Origin of the sequence: Pseudomonas sp. MWU12-2037 (assembly GCF_023242345.1) — a bacterium.
Taxonomy (GTDB): Bacteria; Pseudomonadota; Gammaproteobacteria; order Pseudomonadales; family Pseudomonadaceae; genus Aquipseudomonas; species Aquipseudomonas gingeri_D.
This window is the reverse complement of record NZ_JALLIZ010000019.1, coordinates 53,106-75,011: the sequence shown is the minus strand read 5'-3', so window position 1 is coordinate 75,011 and position 21,906 is coordinate 53,106. Positions and strand designations below refer to the sequence as shown.

Sequence of the window (21,906 nt, the reverse complement as noted above, 5' to 3'; positions counted from 1 at the left end):
AAGCCAGATCTTCACCCCTATTCGATGTATTGCCCGTGTGGTGAGGAATGCCCCCGATGAAAATGTCCAAACGCCTGATGGCCGGTCTCGGTCTGCTGGTACTGAGCGCCAGTCCGCTGCTGCATGCCGAGGATCAATGGCACGGCGAAGACCATGATCACGGTGGCTATGACCAACGGGGTCCCGACAGAGGCCCGGACAGAGGCCATGACGAACGCAATATGCACCGTCCGCCCCAGGACTTCGGCCCGGTCCGGCAGATCATTCATGATGACCGTGAACACTTCGGCCGTGGCGCGCCACCGCCACCGGGCTATCGTCTGGAACGCGGCCGGCCGCTGCCACGGGGCTACGAAGGCGAGCGCCTGGACGACCGGGCACTGAGCCGCCTGCCGAGGTATGAGGGTTACGAGTGGCGGCGCATAGGCAATGACGTGGTCCTGATTACCATCGGCACCGGGGTTGTCTACGAGATTCTCGACGGCGTGCTGAACTGACCGCCTAGAACAGCGACAGATCCAATGGCCTGACCGCCCCCATCCAGATCCCATGATCGCGATGGTCGGCCAGGTCATCGCCGGTCAGGGGATGGATGAACACCACCAGGCCCTTGCGGTGCAACGCCAGCCACGGCAAGACCACGCCGATATATTGCGCTTCGAACGCCAGTTGGCAGCTCCAGTCCGGATGAGGTCCCACCGGGCGCTCGTGCACCCGTCCCATCTGCAGTGGAAAGGTCGTCGCCGCCAGCTCACATAGCTCACGGGCCTGCTCCAGGGTCGAAGCATCGAAATAGATGTGGGCGTGATAACCCTTGATACGTTGCATGCCGCTCTCGTTCAGCGTCGGTTAATGGCCTAACGCTACACCGCAATCGAGGGCAAGCCCAGCCCCACCAGCGATTGCGCACTGTCGGCCTGCTCGGCCATCAACCAGTCGAAGAAACGCTGGATCAGCGCGCCACGCCGTTTACGCTGGGGCAAGACCACGTAATAGCCAAAAGTGGAAATCGCCGTCTGGCTGATCGGCCGGCATAACAATCCCTGCTCCAACAGATTATCCACCAGGTGACGCCAGCCGATGGCCACGCCCTGGCCGCCGATCGCCGCCTGGATCAGCAAGGTGTAGTTGTCGAAGCGCAATTGCCCCGGCGCCGGTGCCGTGGTCAGTCCCAGTTCGCGAAAAACCCCGCTCCAGTCGAACCAGTGGCTGCTGTTTTCGCCCTTGAGGTGCAGCAGGGGAAACTCCAGCAGGGCCTCGGTGGGCAGCGGCAGCTCACGGCCCTTGAGCAATTGCGGGCTGCACACCGGGAACACTTCCTCGCTGAACAGCCAATGACTCTCGCCCTGCTTGAAACGGCCCTTGCCGAACAACACCGCCACATCGATATCAGTGCGCAACATGTTGTGGCTACGCTCACTGGTCACCAGGCTGACATCGACCTGCGGATTGGCCGCATGAAAACGGTGCAGGCGCGGCATCAACCAATAGGCGGCAAAAGCAAAGTCGGTAGCGACCTGCAGCACCTCGTGCTGACGCTGGGCGGTGACCGCGCTCAAGCCACTGTCGATGCTCTGCAAACCGGCCTGCACCTGCTCGAACAGAATCGAGCCGGCTTCGGTCAACTCGATGCCCCGGTAGATGCGGTCGAACAGGCGGGTGGTCAACTGGTCTTCCAGGCGCTTGATCTGCTGGCTGATGGCCGGCTGAGTCGTGCCCAGCTCCACCGCCGCGGCGGTAAAGCTGTGATGACGGGCCGCCGCTTCAAAGGCCCGGAGCAGATCGAGGGACAGGTCACCCAGCGCTTCATACATAAGCTGTACTTATCCTAGTCATTGTTTGGCAGGGGCTTTACCACAGATTCCGTGGGCCACATGCTGGATCACAGCACTATCGCATAACAATTCACTATGGAATGCCGCGATTACATGAAGCGCAAGAACATTCTCTTCATCATGGCCGATCAAATGGCCGCGCCCCTGTTGCCGCTCTACGGTGCATCGCCCATCAAGCTTCCGAACCTGAGCCGCCTGGCCGCCGAAGGCGTGGTCTTCGATGCCGCCTACTGCAACAGCCCGCTCTGCGCGCCTTCACGTTTTACCCTGGTCAGTGGCCAGTTGCCGAGCAAGATCGGTGCCTACGACAACGCCGCCGATTTCCCCGCCGACGTACCGACCTATGCCCACTATCTGCGGCGCCTGGGCTATCGCACCGCGCTGTCGGGCAAGATGCACTTCTGCGGGCCGGACCAGTTGCATGGCTACGAAGAGCGCCTGACCAGCGATATCTACCCGGCGGACTATGGCTGGGCGGTGAACTGGGACGAGCCCGACGTGCGGCCGACCTGGTACCACAACATGTCCTCGGTGCTGCAGGCCGGTCCCTGCGTGCGCACCAACCAGCTGGACTTCGATGAAGAGGTGGTCTTCAAGGCGCAGCAATACCTGTTCGACCATGTGCGCGAAGACGGCAACCAGCCGTTCTGCCTGACCGTGTCCATGACCCACCCCCACGATCCCTACACCATTCCCAAGGCCTTCTGGGACCTGTATCGCGACGAAGATATCCCGTTGCCGCAGACCCCGGCCCAGGACAGCCTCGATCCGCATTCCCAGCGTCTGCTCAAGGTCTACGACCTGTGGGACAAGCCGCTGCCTGTGGATAAGATCCGCGATGCCCGTCGTGCCTACTTCGGCGCATGCAGCTATATCGACAGCAACGTCGGCAAACTCCTGCAAACCCTGGAGGAAACCGGGCTGGCCGAGGACACGGTGATCGTGTTCTCCGGCGACCACGGCGACATGCTCGGCGAGCGCGGCCTCTGGTACAAAATGCACTGGTTCGAAATGTCCGCGCGGGTGCCGCTGCTGATCAGCGCCCCGGGTCAGTTCGCCGCCGGACGCGTCAGCGCAGCGGTCTCCACCGCCGACCTGCTGCCGACCCTGGTGGAACTGGCCGGCGGCACGCTGCAGGCCGAGCTGCCGCTGGACGGGCGCTCGCTGGTCCCGCACCTGAAAGGCGAGGGCGGCCACGACGAAGTGTTCGGCGAATACATGGCCGAAGGCACCATCAGCCCGCTGATGATGATTCGTCGCGGCGCCTACAAATTCATCTACAGCGAAGACGACCCCTGTCTGCTCTTCGATATCCACCATGACCCACGCGAGGAGGAAGAACTTAGCCAATCAGCGCCGCACCAAGCACTCTTCAACGACTTCCTGGCCGAAGCCCGGGCGAAATGGAACATCCCGGCGATCCACCAACAGGTGCTCGCCAGTCAGCGCCGGCGGCGTTTCGTCGCCAGCGCGCTGACCCAAGGAAAGCTGAAGAGCTGGGATCACCAGCCACTGGTGGACGCCAGTCAGCAATACATGCGCAACCATATCGACCTCGACGATCTGGAACGCAAAGCGCGTTATCCACAACCCTGCCAAAATCAATAACGAACGTAAGGGGAAGGCGATGAAGAAGTTATCCACAGCACTGACGGTAGGCCTCCTGGCCATGAGCAGCCTGAGTGCCTATGCCGAGCAGAGCTGCGACACGGTGAAAATGGCCGATCCGGGCTGGAGCGATATTGCCGCGACCAACGCCATCACCAGCCTGCTGCTGGATGGCCTGGGCTACAAGGCCAAGGTCGACACCCTGGCGGTGCCGATCACCTATGGCGGTCTCAAGGACGGCCAGGTGGATGCATTCCTCGGCAACTGGATGCCGGCGCAGCAGGGTTTCTACGACAAGTTCGTGGCCAACGGCGATGTCACGCAACTGGCGAAGAACCTCGACGGCACCGAATTCACCCTGGCGGTCCCGGATTATGTCTGGGACGCGGGTGTGCATAACTTTGCCGACCTGAACAAGTTCGCCGACAAGTTCGACAAGAAGCTCTATGGCATCGGCTCCGGGGCCCCGGCCAATATCTCGCTGGGGGAGATCATCAAGAAGAACGAGTTCGACCTCGGCCAGTGGAAACTGGTGGAGTCCAGCGAGCAGGCTATGTTGGCTGAAGTGGCCCGTTCGGTGAAGAAGCAGAAGTTCGTGGTGTTCCTCGGCTGGACCCCGCACCCGATGAACGTGCAGATGAAGATGCATTACCTCAAGGGTGGCGAGAAGTACTTCGGTGATACCGGCAGCGTCTACACCGTGACCCGCAAGGGTTATGCACAGGCCTGCCCGAACGTCGGCAAGTTGCTGAGCAACCTGAGCTTCACCCAGGACATGGAAAACAGCATCATGGCCGAGGTGGCGAACAAGAAGCTGACCAATGCCGACGCGGCCAAGGCCTGGATCAAGGCCAATCCGGCGGTGCTGGACAAGTGGCTGGACGGGGTCAAGACCGTGGATGGCCAGGATGGGTTGTCGGCGGTGAAGGCCAAGCTCTAACGGCCAACACACAATCCGACGTGTAGGCTTGCTGGCGATGGTGGCCTTGAGGGCTGTGCAACGTTCAAGGGCCTCTTCGCGAGCAAGCTCTGCTCCTACAGTTAGGCGGCGAGCACAGGCATTGTGCACGGCACAAAATCTGTAGGAGCCTGGCTTGCCAGCGAAGAGGCCCGTAAGCCTTGCATCGACTGTCTGGTCCATCGCCAGCAAGCCGGCTCCTGCAGGTCGGTGTTTCACCGCGAAAATCTCAGATATACCCCTCACCCTGACACCGCCTCATCCGACCGAGAGACCCATGGGCTGGACCAACCGCCACAAACTCCTGCCATTTCTCAGCTGGTTGCCCCGGCAAACCCGCGCCAGCGTCAGCCGTGACCTGATCGTCGGCCTGAGCGGCGCCATCCTGGCCCTGCCGCAATCGGTCGCCTACGCGCTGATCGCTGGCCTGCCACCCGAATACGGCCTCTACGCGGCCATCGTCCCGGTACTGATCGCCTGTCTCTGGGGCTCGTCCTGGCACCTGATCTGCGGGCCCACGGCCGCCATTTCGATTGTCCTGTTCGCCAGTGTCAGCCCCCTCGCGGTACCCGGCAGCCAGGACTACGTGACCCTGATCCTGTTGCTGACCTGCATCGCCGGGATCTTCCAGTGGCTGCTGGGCATGCTGCGCTTCGGCGCCCTGGTGAACTTCGTCTCGCATTCGGTGGTGCTGGGTTTCACCCTGGGCGCCGCCGTGGTCATCGCCCTCGGGCAGCTGCCGAACCTGCTGGGGCTCAATATCCCCAACCAGGCCACCGCCCTGAACAGCCTGCTGCAACTGAGCCAGCACCTCGGCGAACTGGACAAACCCTCGCTGCTGCTGGGGCTGGGCACCCTGATCCTCGGCTTTACCCTCAAATCCCTGCTGCCACGCTGGCCGACCCTGCTGATCACCCTGGTCCTGGCCAGCACGCTGGTCTGGCTGTGCCCGGGCCTGTTCGGGCATGTGCAACTGGTCAAGGGTTTTATCGGCCGGTTGCCGCCGTTCAGCGCCTTGCCGCTGGACCTGGAGACCATCCTGCGCCTGCTGCCCAGTGCCGTCGCGGTGGGCATGCTCGGGCTGGTGACCAGCCTGTCGATTGCCCGCTCGTTGTCCGCACGTTCGCAACAATTGCTCGATGCCAACCAGGAGGTCCGCGCCCAGGGCCTGTCGAACATGATCGGCAGCCTGTTTTCCGGCTACCTGTCCGCTGGCTCGTTCACCCGCGCCGCGCTGAGTTATGAGGCCGGGGCCTGCTCACCGCTGGCCGGGGTGTTTTCCGCGCTCTGGGTGGCGCTGTTCGCCGTGACCGGCTCGGCGCTGATTGCGCATATCCCGATCCCGGCAATGGCCGGCAGTATCCTGCTGATCAGTTGGGGATTGGTGGACCGGCGGGGGATTCGGGCACTGTTCCGAGTCAGTCACGCCGAGTTCGCGGTGATGGCCCTGACCTGCGTGGCGACCTTGCTGCTGGAGTTGCAGACGGCGATTTACGCCGGGGTGCTGGCCTCGCTGTTTTTCTACCTCAAGCGCACCTCGCAGCCACGGGTGCAGCATTGGCGCGATGGCGACGAGGATGTGTTGCGGGTGGGGGGGTCGATCTTTTTCGGTGCCAGCCATTACCTGCAAGTGCAGTTGCAACGGTTGCACGGGGTGAAGGTGGTGATCGAGGCGCAGCAGATCAACTTTATCGATTACTCGGGGGTTGAGATGCTGCATCAGGAAGCCCGGCGGTTGATACGCGAAGGCCGTAGCCTGACCCTGAGACGGGCGCGGGCGCCGGTGGTGGAGGAGTTGGTCAAGCTGGAGGGTGTGGATAAGTGCCCGATCCTGTTTGAGGATTGAGCACACGACACGATCTTGTAGGAGCCATCGCCGCGATGGCGTCCTCAGGGGCGGTGCAAGACTTTCGGGCCTCCTACAAGGCCAGCAACCGCCGCAACTCCGCCAGCACCGGCGCCGTATCCGGCCGTACGCCGCGCCACAGCAGGAAAGCTTCCGCCGCCTGCTCAGCCAACATGCCCAGGCCATCCATCGACACCGCCGCGCCATGCTCGCTCGCCCAGCGACAGAACGCCGTCGGCTCCTTGCTGTACATCATGTCGTAGCAGAAGGTCTTGCCCGGCTCGATCAGGCTCGGTGCAATCGGCGGCACATCCCCCGACAGGCTCGCCGAAGTGGCGTTGATGATCAGGTCCACCGGCTCCCGCAGCCAGTCAAACCCACTGGCGGACAGCGGCCCCAGGTCGGCGAACAGCTCGGCCAGCAACTCGGCCTTCTCGATGGTCCGATTGGCGATGATCACCGAAGCCGGCTGCTCCGCCAGCAACGGTTCCAGCGCCCCACGTACCGCACCACCGGCACCCAGCAGCAGGATACGCTTGCCCTTCAGGCTGAATCCGGCATTCACCGTCAGATCGCGCACCAGCCCGGCGCCGTCGGTGTTATCGCCCAACAAACTGCCATCAGCCAGCTTGCTCAGGGTATTCACCGCCCCGGCCCGCTGCGCCCGGGCCGTCAGGCTGTTGGCCAGACGATAGGCCTCTTCCTTGAACGGCACCGTCACATTGGCCCCGCGCCCTGCTTGGAAAAACGCCCGGGCACAACCGGAAAAATCGTCAAGGGGCGCCAGCAGGGTGCTGTAGACCAACTGCTGGGCCGTCTGCTCGGCGAACAGACGGTGAATCAACGGCGACTTGCTGTGGCCGATGGGATTGCCGAAGACGACATAACGATCCATCAGACAGCACCCTCCGCCAGCCAGTCGCGATCCTGCAGGAAGTATTCGGTCAACCGCGCCTCTTCACTGCCCGGCTCGGCCTTCCAGTCGTAGCCCCAGCGCACTTGCGGCGGCAACGACATCAGGATCGATTCGGTGCGACCACCCGATTGCAGGCCGAACAACGTACCGCGGTCGTACACCAGGTTGAACTCCACGTAACGACCACGACGGAACTCCTGGAACTCGCGCTGCTGTTCGGTCCAGGCCTGGGCCTTGCGCCGCTGCACGATCGGCAGGTAGGCCTCGATATAGGCGTCGCCGATCGCCCGCATGAAGGCAAAGCTGGTGTCGAAGTCCCACTCGTTCAGGTCATCGAAGAACAGGCCGCCGATACCGCGCGGCTCGTTGCGGTGCTTGATGTGGAAATAGCTGTCGCACCAGGCCTTGTAACGTGGGTAGACATCGGCGCCAAACGGCGCACAGGCGCGCTCGGCCACCCGGTGCCAGTGCACGCAGTCTTCTTCATTGCCGTAGTAGGGCGTCAGGTCGAAACCACCGCCGAACCACCAGACCGGTTCCTCGCCTTCCTTCTCGGCGATGAAAAACCGCACATTGGCGTGGGACGTCGGCACGTGGGGGTTATGCGGGTGAATCACCAGGGACACGCCCAGGGCCTCGAAGCCACGCCCGGCCAGTTCCGGCCGATGGGCACTGGCCGACGGCGGCAGGCCGTTGCCGAAGACGTGGGAGAAGTTCACGCCGCCTTTCTCGATGACCTGGCCGTTGCCGATCACCCGGGTCCGACCGCCACCACCGGCGGGGCGGGTCCAGGCGTCTTCGACGAAACGCGCGCCACCGTCTTCGGCCTCCAGGGCGGCACAGATACGGTCTTGCAGGTCGAGCAGATAGGCTTTCACGGCCTCGGTGCGGGTAGTCATGACTTCACCTTGATCGGGCAAAGCTACTCGGCACATCGGACGGCCGGTAGCAAAGAGGCGCGTAGCATAGCACCGCGTTTGTACTCATCGCAGTTGACGAAGGTCAAGCGAAGGAGTCCGATAGGGCCCTTGCATCGCGCTGCACGGCGCCCCTTTGTGAAATGTCCAAGGAGAGAAAGATGGCCAAACGTATCCTGTTTCGCGCCCATGGCGGCCCGGAAGTCCTTGAGTATGTCGACTACACCCCCGCCGAGCCGGGCCCGCAGCAGGTGCGGGTACGCAACCACGCCATCGGCCTGAACTTTATCGACACCTATCTGCGCAGCGGGCTGTATGCACCACCAGCCATGCCGTCGGGCCTGGGGGCCGAGGGGGCGGGCGTGGTCGAGGCGGTCGGCAACGAGGTCAGCCAGTTCAAGGTCGGTGATCGCGTGGCCTATGGCAGCGGTCCACTGGGCGCCTACAGCGAAGTGCATGTGCTGCCGGAAGCCAACCTGGTCCATCTGCCGGACAGCATCAGCTTCGAACAGGCCGCCGCGGTGATGCTCAAGGGCCTGACGGTGCAGTACCTGTTGCGCCAGACCTATGAGTTGAAAGGCGGTGAAACCGTGCTGTTCCATGCGGCGGCCGGCGGTGTCGGCTTGCTTGCCTGCCAGTGGGCCAAGGCCCTGGGCGTGAAGCTGATCGGTACCGTCAGTTCGCCGGAAAAGGCGGCGTTGGCCAAGTCCCTCGGCGCCTGGGAAACCATCGACTACAGCCATGAAGATGTGGCCAAGCGGGTGCTGGAACTGACCGATGGCAAGAAAGTGCCGGTGGTGTATGACGGCGTGGGCAAGGACACCTGGCTGACTTCGCTGGACAGCCTGTCGCCCCGTGGGCTGATGGTCAGCTTCGGCAATGCCTCGGGCGCGGTGGATGGGGTCAACCTGGGGATTCTGGCGGCCAAGGGCTCGCTGTATGTGACCCGGCCGACACTGGCGACCTACGCCAACAACGCGGAAAGCCTGCAGATCATGGCGAAGGATCTGTTCGGGATGATCACCAGCGGCAAGCTGAAGATCGAGATCGGCGCGCGGTACAGCCTGGCGGAAGCGGCCAAGGCCCACACCGAACTGGCGGCACGGCGGACTACCGGGTCGACGGTGCTTTTGCCTTGATCGGGGTGGATGGCCGCTGCTGATGCAGCGGTTCGCCAGCAAGCTGGCTCCTACAGTATTTGTGTCGTAGCACCTTTTTGTGATCGACACCGTCCCTGTAGGAGCCAGCTTGCTGGCGATGAACGATAACGCGGTCCCCTTGTGGGAGCTGTGCTTGTCGGGCCGAACTTACGCCGGACGCACCACCTTGCCGGTCGCCAGGTCGCGGATCAGGCTCGGGTTCTTGCGCCCGCCCAGGTTACCGCCCAGCACCAGGTCGATCTGCCCTCGGAAATACTGCTCCACGCGAATCCGCGTGCGCGCCGCCGGCCGCCCCTGGGGATTGGCCGAAGTGGAAATCAGCGGCCCCACCAACGAACACAGATCCCGTACCAACGGATGATCGCTGACCCGCAGGGCCACGGTGTCATGCACACCGGTGACCCACTCCGGCAGCAAGTCCTGATGCGGCACCAGCCAGGTATTGGGCCCCGGCCAGGTACTGGCCATGCGGTCGATCCAGTCTTCCGGGAAATCCTCGAAGAGAAAATCGAACTGGCGGATATTGTCGGCGATCAGGATCAAACCCTTGTCCACCGAACGATTCTTGATCGCCAGCAAGCGGTCCACCGCCTCTTCGTTCCAGGGATCGCAACCCAAACCCCAGACCGCCTCGGTTGGATAGGCAATCACCGCTCCTGCGCGAATTTCTCGTGCGGCTTCTTGCACACGCCAACTCTTGACCATTACTCGTTCTCCGGATTCAAAGCTGCTCGCAGTTTACTCAGGTAAACCTACCTCGCGCGAGCTAACCAGCGTCCGTTTTCATTGGCAACCCGGCCTTCAAGCTCCAGTTCGGTCAGCGCCGCCAAGACTCGCGGTAATGCCCAGCCACAGGCGTTGGCCAGGGCCTCACTGCTTTGCGGTGCGGCATGCAGCAAGCCTAGCAGCGGATGCTCGGGCACGGCGGGAATCGCGCTGGCGGTCACTCGCTGCCAACCGCGCAGGGGTTCGAGGATATGTTCGACGGTTTCCACCAGTACCGCACCGTCGCGGATCAACTGATGACAGCCCTTGGCGCCGGGGTGATGGATCGAGCCGGGAATCGCATACACCTCGCGCCCCTGTTCCGCCGCCAGCCGCGCGGTGATCAGCGAGCCGCTGGCGACACTGGCCTCCACCACCAGCACACCCAGGGACAAGCCGCTGATAATCCGATTGCGCCGGGGGAAGTTGCTCGGATGGGGCGGCGCCTCCAGTGGCAACTCGGAAACCACGGCGCTGCCATGGGCAATCATCGCTTCCGCCAATCGCCGATGGCGCTGTGGATAAAGATTTTCCAGGCCAGTGCCAAGTACGCCGATCGTTCGCCCGCCGACGTCCAGGGCCGCCTGATGGGCCGCCCCGTCGATCCCCAGCGCCAGCCCGCTGGTGATGACAAAACCGGCACCGGCCAGGCTCCGGGAAAAGGCCGCCGCCGTATCCATGCCCGGCTTGGATGCACGCCGACTGCCAACCAACGCCAACTGCGGTTGTTCCAGAATGGCAGGATCGCCGGCCACGAACAGCAGCGGCGGCGCGTCGTCCAGTTCGGCGAGAAGGGCGGGGTAATCGGCCTGGTCCCACATCACCAGATGACAAGCCGGGCGCTCTAGCCAGCGCAATCCAGCGCTGGCAGCGTCCCGCACTTCAGGACTGCGGCGCGCCTCGGCACAGGCCGCCGGCAAGCCCAGCGCACGCCAGGCAGCGGCGGGTGCACCGAGGGCCGCCGAGGCCGAACCGAAGGCTTGAATCAGGGTTCGAAAGCGCCGCGGACCGAGTTCCGGCAGACGATGCAGACGCAGGCGGGCTTCCAGCTCCGCCGGGGACAGGGAGGTACAGTTGGACAACGACATCGGATCATCCTTGATCTGTGGCGGTCCTGGAACAGCTGGAACAAGCTGTGGATAACTCTGTGGGTAACCTGTTTAGCCTGCTAACGGAATCGGCCCTGCGTTATCGTCCGGCGCTACGGGTTGCGCACCTTGTCCATGACTGTCAGGGACCGCGTGGCAGTGAGTACTAAACCATAGCTGAGCTTTTCGTAGGTGCGGAACACCATCAGCAGGCCCGAACGCTCGTCGGGGACCTTCACCCGCTGCCCGGTGACCTGGTCGTGCACGGTCTCGCCGGTCTTCATCACCGCTAGAACGTTGCCTTCGACCAGGCCATCGCGTCGACCTTTATCGATCGTGACCACGTCCATGACGCCGATCTGTGTAACACCCCGTGGCACATCTATGATCGTGCCGCGGATCTGCGCTTGCGGCGCGCTGGGCATGAACGTCGAATTGACCGGGCGCTCTTCGCTGACGAACAGGCGGTCCCCCAGGCGAACTTCCTGGGTGGTGCGGCGCAGGTTCAGGGTGCCGATATCGCCTTCGGTCGCCACCAGCTCGCCGGTGCCGACGTCGTCGGCGTTGATCCCCAGGAACTCCTTGGTCTGCGCGTCGGTATAGACCTTGCCCTGGCGGAACAGGCCATACACCGAGTGCGCCGGATCGAACACGCCACGGGCGTAGATCCGGTCGCCCATGCCGCTGAGCACCCGCTCATTGTTGCCGGCCAGGATATACGGGGCTTTCTGGAAGTCATTGGGGCTGTCGACAATGCGGTTGCTCAACAGGAACGCGTTGATCTTTTCCAGCGGAATGCTCGGAATCGCCTCGGCCACCGGCGAGCGGCGCACCTGCGGCGACAGTTTCACGGTCCCCCGCGACACACCGCGATCCACGACCAATCGTGGCTGACCGTCGACGAATTGCAGCGTCAGCGTATCGCCGGGGTAGATCAGGTCCGGATTCGCCACCTGGGGATTCGCGTGCCAGATTTCCGGCCACTTCCACGGCTCACTGAGAAACTTGCCGGAAATGTCCCAAAGTGTGTCACCGCGCACCACCGTATAGCGCTGTGGATAACCGTCCTTGAGTTGCACTTGCGCCTGCACGACGCCGGTAACAGCCAGCAACAGGGCGAGTAGTGTTTTCCTCATGCAGTGAATCCCTTTATTATGTGCCTTCGCGTGAAACGCCAGAGCCCCCGCGGCTCGCTCCCAAGGAGAACGTTTTACAACGGTAGCCGATCCCACCGGGACATTTCGGCAACCGTCTCTGACTTTACCTCACAAGTGCAGCAAATACGCCTATGGCCATTTTAAACATCCTCGAATTTCCAGACCCGCGCCTGCGCACCATCGCCAAACCCGTGGCCGTGGTGGACGACCAGGTGCGGCAGCTGATCGATGACATGTTTGAAACAATGTATGAAGCCCCGGGCATCGGCCTGGCGGCGACCCAGGTCAATGTGCACCAGCGCATCGTGGTCATGGACCTGAGTGAAGATCGTAGCGAACCCCGGGTGTTCATCAACCCCGAGTTCGAAACCCTGACCACCGACGTCGACCAGTACCAGGAAGGCTGCCTGTCGGTGCCGGGTTTCTATGAGAACGTCGATCGCCCGACCCAACTGCGGGTCAAGGCCCTGGACCGCGACGGCAAGCCGTTCGAGCTGGAGGCCGAGGGCCTGCTGGCGGTGTGCATCCAGCATGAGTGCGATCACCTGAACGGCAAGCTGTTCGTCGATTACCTGTCTACGCTCAAGCGCGACCGGATCAAGAAGAAACTGGAAAAGCTGCACCGCCAGAACGCCTGATCCGCCCCTTCCTGTATCTCCTGTAGGAGCGAGCTCGCTCGCGATGGACGTCAACGATAACGCGGGGTACCTGATACCCCGCGCTGCCCCGGCCACCCTCGCGAGCAAGCTCGCTCCTACAGTATCCAAGCGAGCCCTTTTTATGTCTGAGCCACTGCGCATCGTCTTTGCCGGCACCCCCGAATTCGCCGCCGAACATCTCAAGGCCCTGCTCGACAGCCCTTACCAGATCGTCGCGGTCTACACCCAGCCGGATCGTCCGGCGGGCCGTGGGCAGAAGCTGATGCCAAGCCCGGTCAAGCAACTCGCCCTGGAGCACGGCATTGTCGTCCTGCAACCGCCGACCCTGCGCAATGCCGAAGCCCAGGCCGAACTGGCGGCGCTCAAGCCGGACCTGCTGGTGGTGGTCGCCTACGGCCTGATCCTGCCGCAGGTGGTGCTGGATATCCCGCGCCTGGGCTGCATCAACAGCCACGCCTCGCTGTTGCCGCGCTGGCGCGGTGCCGCGCCGATCCAGCGCGCCGTGGAAGCCGGCGATAGCGAAAGCGGCGTAACCGTGATGCGCATGGAAGCCGGGCTCGACACCGGGCCGATGCTGCTCAAGAGCGTCACCCCGATCAGCGCCGAAGACACCGGCGGCACCTTGCACGACCGCCTGGCCGAACTCGGCCCGCCCGCCGTGCTCCAGGCCATCGCCGGTCTCGCCGCCGGGACCCTCGAAGGTGAAGTCCAGGACGACAGCCTTGCCACCTACGCCCACAAGCTGAACAAGGACGAGGCGCGCATCGACTGGAATCGTCCGGCGGTGGAGCTGGAGCGACTGATCCGCGCCTTCAACCCCTGGCCGATCAGCCACAGCACCCTCAGTGGCGAAGCCCTGAAAGTCCTCGCCGCCAGCGTCGCCGAAGGCCAGGGCGCGCCGGGTGAAATCCTCGCCGCCAGCAAGGACGGCCTGATCGTCGCCACCGGCACCGGTGCCCTGTGCCTGACCCGCCTGCAACTGCCCGGCGGCAAGGCGCTGAACTTCAGCGACCTGTTCAACAGCCGCCGCGAGAAGTTCGCCCTCGGTACGGTGCTCGGCCAATGAACCCGCGTCTGGCCGCCGCCAAGGCACTCACCGCCGTCCTCAACGGCAAGGCCTCGCTCAACAGCTCGTTGCCGCTGCAACTGGACAAGGTCGAGGCCCGTGATCGCGGCCTGACCCAGGACCTGGCGTTCGGCACCGCGCGCTGGCAGCCACGCCTCTCGGCGCTGGCGGCCAAGCTGCTGCAAAAACCCTTCAAGGCCGCCGACGCCGACGTCGAAGCCCTGCTGCTGGTCGGCCTCTATCAACTGCTCTACACCCGCGTTCCGGCCCACGCCGCCATCGGCGAAACCGTCGGTTGCGCCGAAAAGCTGAAAAAGCCCTGGGCCAAGGCCTTGATCAATGCCGTGCTGCGCCGCGCCCAGCGGGAAGGCGAGGCGCTGCTCGCCGAGCTGGAACATGACCCGGTGGTCCGTACCGCCCACCCGCGCTGGCTGCAAAAATCCCTCAAGGCCTTCTGGCCGGAACAGTGGGAAGCCATCTGCGCGGCGAACAACGCCCATCCGCCGATGATCCTGCGGGTCAATCGCCGCCATCACTCGCGCGATGCCTACCTCAAGCTGCTGGGCGACGCCGGGGTCATCGCCCACGCGTGCGTCTACAGCCCGGACGGCATCGTGCTGGAAGAAGCCTGTGACGTACGCAACCTGCCTGGCTTCAATGAAGGCTGGATCAGCGTCCAGGACGAAGCCGCGCAACTGGCCGCCGACCTGCTGGACCTGGCCCCCGGCCAACGGGTGCTCGACGCCTGCTGCGCCCCCGGCGGCAAGACCTGCCATATCCTCGAAGTCCAGCCACAACTGGCCGGCGTGGTCGCCGTGGACCTGGAGGCCAAGCGCCTGGTGCGGGTACGCGAGAACCTCGCGCGCCTCGGCCTGGACGCCGAACTGATCGCCGCCGACGGCCGTGATGTCGCCACCTGGTGGGACGGCAAGCCGTTCCAGCGCATCCTGCTGGACGCGCCGTGCTCGGCCACCGGCGTGATCCGCCGCCATCCGGACATCAAGCTGACCCGCCAACCCGACGACATCGCCGCCCTGGCCGCCTTGCAAGGCGAGCTGCTGGACGCGATGTGGACGACCCTGGAAGTCGGCGGCATCCTGCTCTACGCCACCTGCTCGACCCTGCCGACCGAGAACACCGAAGTGATCGAGGCGTTTCTCGCCCGCACCTCCGGTGCCCGTGAACTGGATATCGCCGGGGACTTCGGCCTCAAGCAGCCCCACGGTCGCCAGTTGCTGGCCCAGCAAGGCGGACACGACGGTTTCTACTACGCCAAGCTGATCAAGATCGCCGCCGCGCGCGGCTGAGCCGGGACAACGGAGCGCCCCGATGAAAATCATCATCCTCGGTGCCGGCCAGGTCGGCGGCACCCTGGCCGAACACCTGGCCAGCGAAGCCAACGACATCACCGTGGTCGACACCGACGGCGAGCGCCTGCGCGACCTCGGCGACCGCCTGGACATCCGCACCGTGCAGGGCCGCGCCTCGTTTCCGACCATCCTGCGCCAGGCCGGCGCGGATGACGCCGACATGCTGGTGGCGGTGACCAACAGCGACGAAACCAATATGGTCGCCTGCCAGGTCGCCCACACCCTGTTCCACACCCCGACCAAGATCGCCCGGGTCCGCGAGGCGGCCTACCTGACCCGCGCCGGGCTGTTCGACAACGACGCGATTCCGGTGGATGTGCTGATCAGCCCGGAGCAGGTGGTCACCCACTACATCAAGCGCCTGATCGAACACCCGGGGGCCTTGCAGGTGATCGACTTCGCCGAAGGCAAGGCCCAGTTGGTGGCGGTCAAGGCCTACTACGGCGGGCCGCTGGTGGGGCAACAACTGCGCCAGTTGCGCGAACGCATGCCCAACGTCGACACCCGGGTGGCGGCGATCTTCCGCCGCGACCGGCCGATCATGCCCCGTGGCGACACGGTGATCGAAGCCGACGACGAAGTGTTTTTCATCGCCGCCAAGGCCCATATCCGCGCCGTGATGGGCGAAATGCGCCGTCTCGACGAGCGCTACAAGCGCATTGTTATCGCTGGCGGCGGGCAGATCGGCGAACGGCTGGCCGAAGCCATCGAAAGCCGTTACCAGGTCAAGATCATCGAGAAAAACCCGGCCCGTTGCCGCCACCTCTCGGACAGCCTGGACAGCACCGTGGTGCTGCAAGGCAGCGCCTCGGACCGCGACCTGCTGCTGGAAGAGAACATTGCCGACACCGATGTGTTCCTGGCCCTGACCAACGACGATGAGGCCAACATCATGTCGTCGCTGCTGGCCAAGCGTCTGGGGGCGAAGAAGGTCATGACCCTGATCAACAACCCGGCCTATGTCGACCTGGTCCAGGGCGGCGAGATCGATATCGCCATCAGCCCGCAACTGGCGACCATCGGCACGTTACTGGCCCATGTGCGCCGGGGCGATATCGTCAGCGTGCACTCGCTACGGCGAGGGGCGGCGGAGGCCATCGAGGCGATTGCCCATGGCGACGCGAAGTCGAGCAAGGTGGTGGGTCGGGCCATCGCCGATATCGCCTTGCCGCCAGGGGCGACCATCGGTGCGATCATTCGCGACGAAGAGGTACTGATCGCCCACGATGCCACGGTGATCCAGGCCGGCGACCATGTCATCCTGTTCCTTGTGGATAAAAAACAGATCCGCGATGTGGAAAAGCTGTTTCATGTCGGCCTGAGCTTTTTCTGACCCATACCGAGGATCACCATGCTCGAATCACTGGAAAAAATGCTCGCCAAGGGTGTGGATAACTCACTGCTGCGCTTCGGCCTCGGCAAGGGTTACCTGGACCTCGGGGAAAACACCAAGGCCGCCGAACACCTGCAACGCTGTGTCGGTTTCGACCCGAAATACTCCGCCGCCTGGAAACTGCTGGGCAAGGCGCATCAGGCCGCGGGCGACAATGCCGCCGCCAGAGAAGCGTGGGAACAGGGACTGGAAGCTGCCCGCGCCCATGGCGACAAGCAGGCGGAAAAGGAAATGACGGTGTTTCTGAAAAAGCTCGAAAAAGCCGCGCTCAAAGATCAATAAAGCGCAGGCCGATGCCGTCGGCGTCGACCCGGACCACTTCCATCCGAATCCGCGGCGCCACCGCGGGCAGACCCTGCACCTGGCCATAGACCACCGCGCCGGTGGTCAGGCGCGACAAGCTCGGGTGCGTCACATACACACCTTTACTGGATAGATTGCGCGTGTGCCCCAGGCACTCGCCGATGCTGGGGTGTTGGATCTTGATGCGTAGAGAATTCTTGTTATTGGACATCTACTGCGTCCTGAAAATACATCTGTGGATAAATCCCCGTCGCTGACTTATCCACAGATCATGCCAATCCTGTTTCAATACCAGCGCTTCTCACCCGCCGGACGTCGGCGAAAGCGCTTCATGCTCCACATGTACTGGTCCGGATAAGCCCGCACATAACGCGCCACCACCTGGCTCATGGCGGCCACGGAGGTCTCTGTATCGGTGCTGTACATGGCTTCGGGCGCAGCTTCGAGGATCACCTTGAAACCCGAACCGTCGGGCAGGCGCAGCGCGTGGAGGAACACCCCCACCGCCTTGCCGCCGGCGAGCATATTGGGCACGAACTTGCTGGTCAGCGCCGTGGTGCCAAGGAAAGGCACGAATACCCCGGCGGATTCGGCCGGTTCCGGGTCAGCGGGGATGCCCACCGCACCACCTTTGCGCACTTCCTTGATCACACTGAGGATGCCTTCCTTGGTGGAGGCGGCCACCCGGTTGCCCAACTGCACCCGCTGCTTGCGCAACAGTTCGTCCACCGCCTTGAGCTTGGGCGGACGGTAGAAAATGATCGGCTTGCACTGGCTGCAATAGAAGTGATTGAGCACTTCCCAGTTGCCCAGGTGGCTGGTGATGCCGACCACGCCCTTGCCCGAGGCCAGGGCCTCCTTGAGGATGTCCAGGCCTTCGACTTCACGGACCCGCTCCATCGAGCGATGGGCCGGCCAGATCCAGGCACAAGCGCTTTCGGTAAAGGACTTGCCGATACCCATCAGGCTGCGACCGACCAACTGCTCGCGGGCCACCGGGTCGAGCTCCGGGAAACATTTCGCCAGGTTGATCCGCACCACGTCCCGGGAACGGTTGGGCAGCTTCCACATCAGCCAGCCGATGGCCGCACCCACCCGTTGCACAGCGCACCAGGGCAGCAGGGCAAACAACCGCAACGCCCCCACCAGCATGGCGCCTTTAAACTTGTCCACAGGCCACTCCTGTCGTGATCGAGCTTGTTATCAGCCGGCTATTGTAACCGTGGCGTGGCCAATGTGGCGTAGCGATCACAATCGGTGGTGTGGTCCATGACCATGCCCGACGCCTGCATGAAGGCGTAGCAGATGGTCGGGCCGACAAATTTGAAGCCGAGTTTCTTCATCGCCTTGCTCATGGCCTCGGCCTCGGGCGTGACGGCCGGGACCTCGCCGCGCACCTGGAAATGATTGATCTTCTGCACCCCGCCGACAAAGGACCAGAGCAGCGCCACCGGGTCCTCCAGCGTCAGCCAGACCTGCGCATTGCGCCGCGCGGCATTGAGTTTCAAGCGATTACGGATAATTCCGGGATCGAGCATCAGTTGCTCGATATCGGCGTCGCCCATGGCCGCGACTTTGTGCACATCGAAACCGAACAGCACCTTCCGATAGTGCTCGCGTTTCTTCAGGATGGTGATCCACGACAAACCGGCCTGGAACCCTTCGAGCAAAAGCAACTCGAACAGACGCTGCCCATCGTGCAGCGGCACGCCCCACTCCTGATCGTGATAGGCCATGTACAAAGGATCGTCGTTGCACCAAAAGCAGCGTGGCATAAGGCTCCAGGGGGCGTGCGCGTGGCCGAATCGGGTATACTCCCGCCTTTTGAATCGCAGCCCAAGTAACAGGTGAATTTCGTGAGCCAGCCTACGCCAGCCGTGCGTACCTTCCAAGACTTGATCCTCGCCCTCCAGCAATACTGGGCCGAGCAAGGTTGTGTGGTACTTCAGCCCTACGATATGGAAGTAGGCGCCGGCACCTTTCATACCGCCACGTTCCTGCGCGCCATCGGCCCGGAAACCTGGAACGCCGCCTACGTACAGCCCAGCCGCCGCCCGACTGACGGCCGCTACGGCGAAAACCCGAACCGCTTGCAGCATTACTACCAGTTCCAGGTGGTCCTCAAGCCGAACCCGGACAACTTCCAGGAACTGTACCTGGGCTCGCTCAAGCACGTGGGCCTCGACCCGCTGGTGCACGACATCCGTTTCGTCGAGGACAACTGGGAATCGCCGACCCTCGGCGCCTGGGGCCTGGGCTGGGAAGTCTGGCTCAACGGCATGGAAGTCACCCAGTTCACCTACTTCCAGCAGGCCGGCGGCATCGAGTGCTACCCGGTCACCGGCGAGATCACCTACGGTCTGGAGCGCCTGGCGATGTACCTGCAGGGCGTCGATTCGGTCTACGACCTGGTCTGGGCCGACGGCCCGTTCGGCAAGGTGACCTATGGCGACGTGTTCCACCAGAACGAAGTGGAGCAGTCGACCTACAACTTCGAACACGCCAACGTCGAGAAGCTGTTCGAACTGTTCGATTTCTATGAAAGCGAAGCCAAGCGCCTGATCGAGCTGGACCAGCCGCTGCCGTTGCCGAGCTATGAAATGGTCCTCAAGGCCTCGCACACCTTCAACCTGCTGGATGCACGCCGGGCGATCTCGGTCACCGCGCGTCAGCAGTACATCCTGCGGGTCCGTACCCTGGCCCGTTCCGTGGCCCAGGCCTACCTGATGGCCCGGGCCAAACTGGGCTTCCCGATGGCGACCCCGGATTTGCGTGACGAAGTGTTGGCTAAGTTGGAGGCAGCACAATGAGTGCTCAAGATTTTCTGGTTGAACTGGGCACGGAAGAGCTGCCACCCAAGGCCCTCAATACCCTGGCCGAGGCCTTTCTCGCCGGTATCGAAAAGGGCCTGCAAAGCGCCGGCCTGAGCTTCGAAAGCAAGCAGGTCTATGCCGCGCCACGCCGCCTGGCGGTACTGCTGACCCAGCTGCAAACCCAGCAGCCGGACCGCAGCATCAACCTCGACGGGCCGCCACGCCAGGCCGCCTTCGACGCCGAAGGCAACCCGACCCAGGCCGCCCTGGGTTTTGCCAAGAAATGCGGCGTGGAACTGAGCGAAATCGACCAGAGCGGGCCGAAGCTGCGCTACACCCAGAGCATCCAGGGCAAGCCGACCGCCAGCCTGCTGCCGACCATCGTCGAGGATTCGCTGAACGACCTGCCGATTCCCAAGCGCATGCGCTGGGCCGCGCGCAAGGAAGAGTTCGTGCGTCCGACCCAATGGCTGGTAATGCTGCTCGGTGACCAGGTCATCGACTGCACCATCCTCGCCCAGAAAGCCGGTCGCGACTCCCGTGGTCACCGCTTCCATCACCCGCAAAGCGTGCGCATCACCTCGCCGGCCAACTACCTGAGCGACCTGCGCGCCGCCTATGTGCTGGCTGACGCCAGCGAGCGTCGCGAGCTGATCAGCCAACGCACCACCGAGCTGGCGACCCAGCAGGAAGGCACGGCGATCATGCCGGCGGACCTGCTCGACGAAGTCAGCGCCCTGGTCGAATGGCCGGTGCCGCTGGTGTGCTCCTTCGAGGAACGTTTCCTCGACGTGCCGCAAGAAGCCCTGATCACCACCATGCAGGACAACCAGAAGTACTTCTGCCTGCTGGACGTCGACGGCAAGCTGCTGCCGCGCTTTATCACCGTCGCCAACATCGAGAGCAAGGACCCGCAACAGATCATCGCCGGTAACGAGAAAGTCGTTCGCCCGCGCCTGACCGACGCCGAGTTCTTCTTCAAGCAGGACAAGAAGCAGAAGCTCGAGCAGTTCAACCTGCGTCTGCAGAACGTGGTGTTCCAGGAAAAACTGGGCAGCGTCTACGACAAGGCCGAACGTGTCTCCAAGCTGGCCGCTTTCATCGCCCCACGTATCGGCGGCGACGCCCAGCGCGCGGCCCGTGCCGGCCTGCTGTCGAAATGCGACCTGGCCACCGAGATGGTCGGCGAGTTCCCGGAGATGCAAGGTGTCGCCGGTTACTACTACGCCCTCAATGACGGCGAGCCGCAAGACGTGGCCCTGGCCCTGAACGAACAGTACATGCCGCGCGGTGCCGGTGCCGAACTGCCGGGCACCCTGACCGGTGCGGCAGTGGCGATTGCCGACAAGCTCGACACCCTGGTCGGGATCTTCGGCATCGGCATGCTGCCCACCGGTAGCAAGGACCCCTATGCCCTGCGTCGCGCCGCCCTCGGCGTGCTGCGCATCCTGATCGACAAGAAGCTGGACCTCGACCTGATCGAGACTGTGGAATTCGCGGTCAAGGCCTTCGGTGCCCGGGTCAAGGCCGCCGGCCTGGCCGATCTGGTGCTGGAGTTCATCTTCGACCGTCTGCGTGCCCGTTACGAAGACGAAGGCGTGGACGTGGCGACCTACCTGTCGGTGCGTGCCCTCAAGCCGGGTTCGGCGCTGGACTTCGACCAACGCGTGCAAGCCGTGCAGAAATTCCGCCAGTTGCCGGAAGCGGCGGCCCTGGCAGCGGTGAACAAGCGTGTATCGAACCTGCTGAGCAAGGCCGAAGGCAGCATCCCGAGCACCGTGGAAGCCAAGTACTTCGACAACGCCAACGAGTTCTCGCTGTACGCGGCGATCCAACAGGCGGACCAGGCGGTCCAGCCGATGGCCGCGGCGCGTCAGTACAACGAATCCCTGGCACGCCTGGCCGCCCTGCGCGAGCCGGTGGATGCGTTCTTCGAAGCGGTGATGGTCAATGCCGAGGACGCCAAGGTCCGCGCCAACCGTTATGCGCTGCTGGCGCGTCTGCGAGGCCTGTTCCTGGGTGTCGCCGATATTTCGCTGCTGGGCTGAGGGC

At 63.5% G+C, this 21,906-nt stretch carries 22 protein-coding genes; 12 read left to right on the top strand and 10 right to left on the bottom strand.

What is annotated here, in order from left to right:
- The first annotated feature begins 56 nt into the window (after positions 1-56).
- Positions 57-497 (top strand): anti-virulence regulator CigR family protein, encoded by a 441-nt coding sequence (locus M5B42_RS26155; RefSeq protein ID WP_248747443.1) that lies wholly within the window; start codon positions 57-59, stop codon positions 495-497.
- A 4-nt stretch (positions 498-501) separates the two neighbouring features.
- Here M5B42_RS26155 and M5B42_RS26150 read toward each other — a convergent pair whose 3' ends face one another.
- Positions 502-828, bottom strand: a complete 327-nt coding sequence (locus tag M5B42_RS26150) for a DOPA 4,5-dioxygenase family protein (protein ID WP_152736554.1) — start codon at positions 826-828, stop codon at positions 502-504.
- A 35-nt stretch (positions 829-863) separates the two neighbouring features.
- Positions 864-1,814: a LysR family transcriptional regulator gene (locus M5B42_RS26145; protein ID WP_103496230.1), complete on the bottom strand. Its 951-nt coding sequence runs from the start codon at positions 1,812-1,814 to the stop codon at positions 864-866.
- A 114-nt stretch (positions 1,815-1,928) separates the two neighbouring features.
- On the opposite strand from M5B42_RS26145, the gene betC reads away from it, so the two are divergent.
- From betC to M5B42_RS26130, 3 genes are all read left to right on the top strand, one after another.
- Entirely contained in the window at positions 1,929-3,443 is a 1,515-nt protein-coding gene (gene betC / locus M5B42_RS26140) for a choline-sulfatase (RefSeq protein WP_177103944.1), read from the top strand.
- A gap of 19 nt (positions 3,444-3,462) precedes the next feature.
- Positions 3,463-4,383: a choline ABC transporter substrate-binding protein gene (choX, locus tag M5B42_RS26135; protein WP_248747442.1), complete on the top strand. Its 921-nt coding sequence runs from the start codon at positions 3,463-3,465 to the stop codon at positions 4,381-4,383.
- Between the two features lie 295 nt (positions 4,384-4,678).
- Positions 4,679-6,247 carry a SulP family inorganic anion transporter gene (locus M5B42_RS26130; protein WP_248747441.1) on the top strand — a complete coding sequence of 523 codons (1,569 nt, stop codon included), beginning with the start codon at positions 4,679-4,681 and terminating at the stop codon, positions 6,245-6,247.
- A gap of 73 nt (positions 6,248-6,320) precedes the next feature.
- On the opposite strand, the gene aroE is transcribed toward M5B42_RS26130, so the two are convergent.
- Positions 6,321-7,142, bottom strand: a complete 822-nt coding sequence (gene aroE / locus M5B42_RS26125; RefSeq protein WP_248747440.1) for a shikimate dehydrogenase — start codon at positions 7,140-7,142, stop codon at positions 6,321-6,323.
- A complete protein-coding gene (hemF, locus tag M5B42_RS26120; RefSeq protein WP_103497201.1) occupies positions 7,142-8,062 on the bottom strand; it encodes an oxygen-dependent coproporphyrinogen oxidase in 921 nt (306 codons plus the stop codon). The genes aroE and hemF overlap by 1 nt, the downstream gene beginning before the upstream one ends.
- A gap of 179 nt (positions 8,063-8,241) precedes the next feature.
- On the opposite strand from hemF, the gene M5B42_RS26115 reads away from it, so the two are divergent.
- The gene (locus M5B42_RS26115; protein ID WP_248747439.1) at positions 8,242-9,219 is read left to right on the top strand and encodes a quinone oxidoreductase; all 978 of its coding nucleotides are present in this window, start codon (positions 8,242-8,244) and stop codon (positions 9,217-9,219) included.
- Positions 9,220-9,387: 168 nt separating this feature from the next.
- Here M5B42_RS26115 and M5B42_RS26110 read toward each other — a convergent pair whose 3' ends face one another.
- From M5B42_RS26110 to M5B42_RS26100, 3 genes are all read right to left on the bottom strand, one after another.
- Positions 9,388-9,945: an L-threonylcarbamoyladenylate synthase gene (locus tag M5B42_RS26110; protein WP_103497199.1), complete on the bottom strand. Its 558-nt coding sequence runs from the start codon at positions 9,943-9,945 to the stop codon at positions 9,388-9,390.
- A gap of 47 nt (positions 9,946-9,992) precedes the next feature.
- Positions 9,993-11,093, bottom strand: coding sequence for a DNA-processing protein DprA (dprA, locus tag M5B42_RS26105; RefSeq protein WP_152736560.1), 1,101 nt, complete (start codon positions 11,091-11,093; stop codon positions 9,993-9,995).
- Between the two features lie 113 nt (positions 11,094-11,206).
- Complete coding sequence (locus M5B42_RS26100; RefSeq protein WP_103497197.1) at positions 11,207-12,229, bottom strand: LysM peptidoglycan-binding domain-containing protein; 1,023 nt, start codon at positions 12,227-12,229, stop codon at positions 11,207-11,209.
- Positions 12,230-12,381: 152 nt separating this feature from the next.
- Here M5B42_RS26100 and def point away from each other — a divergent pair, with 152 nt between their 5' ends.
- From def to M5B42_RS26075, 5 genes are all read left to right on the top strand, one after another.
- Entirely contained in the window at positions 12,382-12,888 is a 507-nt protein-coding gene (def, locus tag M5B42_RS26095) for a peptide deformylase (protein WP_103497196.1), read from the top strand.
- A 142-nt stretch (positions 12,889-13,030) separates the two neighbouring features.
- Positions 13,031-13,975: a methionyl-tRNA formyltransferase gene (fmt, locus tag M5B42_RS26090; protein WP_248747438.1), complete on the top strand. Its 945-nt coding sequence runs from the start codon at positions 13,031-13,033 to the stop codon at positions 13,973-13,975.
- The gene (gene rsmB, locus M5B42_RS26085) at positions 13,972-15,282 is read left to right on the top strand and encodes a 16S rRNA (cytosine(967)-C(5))-methyltransferase RsmB (RefSeq protein ID WP_248747437.1); all 1,311 of its coding nucleotides are present in this window, start codon (positions 13,972-13,974) and stop codon (positions 15,280-15,282) included. Before fmt ends, rsmB begins: the two co-directional genes overlap by 4 nt.
- 22 nt (positions 15,283-15,304) lie before the next feature.
- Positions 15,305-16,678, top strand: coding sequence for a Trk system potassium transporter TrkA (gene trkA / locus M5B42_RS26080; protein ID WP_103497193.1), 1,374 nt, complete (start codon positions 15,305-15,307; stop codon positions 16,676-16,678).
- Between the two features lie 18 nt (positions 16,679-16,696).
- Positions 16,697-17,020, top strand: coding sequence for a hypothetical protein (locus M5B42_RS26075; RefSeq protein WP_103497192.1), 324 nt, complete (start codon positions 16,697-16,699; stop codon positions 17,018-17,020).
- On the opposite strand, the gene M5B42_RS26070 is transcribed toward M5B42_RS26075, so the two are convergent.
- The 3 genes from M5B42_RS26070 to M5B42_RS26060 form a co-directional block, all read right to left on the bottom strand.
- On the bottom strand, positions 17,007-17,252 hold the full coding sequence (locus tag M5B42_RS26070; protein WP_100939945.1) for a PilZ domain-containing protein: 246 nt from the start codon (positions 17,250-17,252) through the stop codon (positions 17,007-17,009). The genes M5B42_RS26075 and M5B42_RS26070 overlap by 14 nt on opposite strands.
- A 74-nt stretch (positions 17,253-17,326) precedes the next feature.
- Entirely contained in the window at positions 17,327-18,214 is an 888-nt protein-coding gene (locus tag M5B42_RS26065) for a lysophospholipid acyltransferase (RefSeq protein ID WP_177103960.1), read from the bottom strand.
- A 38-nt stretch (positions 18,215-18,252) separates the two neighbouring features.
- Positions 18,253-18,816: a DNA-3-methyladenine glycosylase I gene (locus tag M5B42_RS26060; RefSeq protein WP_248747436.1), complete on the bottom strand. Its 564-nt coding sequence runs from the start codon at positions 18,814-18,816 to the stop codon at positions 18,253-18,255.
- A gap of 81 nt (positions 18,817-18,897) precedes the next feature.
- On the opposite strand from M5B42_RS26060, the gene glyQ reads away from it, so the two are divergent.
- Both glyQ and glyS read left to right on the top strand, forming a co-directional pair.
- Complete coding sequence (gene glyQ / locus M5B42_RS26055) at positions 18,898-19,851, top strand: glycine--tRNA ligase subunit alpha (protein ID WP_053253611.1); 954 nt, start codon at positions 18,898-18,900, stop codon at positions 19,849-19,851.
- Complete coding sequence (gene glyS / locus M5B42_RS26050) at positions 19,848-21,902, top strand: glycine--tRNA ligase subunit beta (protein ID WP_248747435.1); 2,055 nt, start codon at positions 19,848-19,850, stop codon at positions 21,900-21,902. The genes glyQ and glyS overlap by 4 nt, the downstream gene beginning before the upstream one ends.
- The last annotated feature ends 4 nt before the right edge of the window (positions 21,903-21,906 follow it).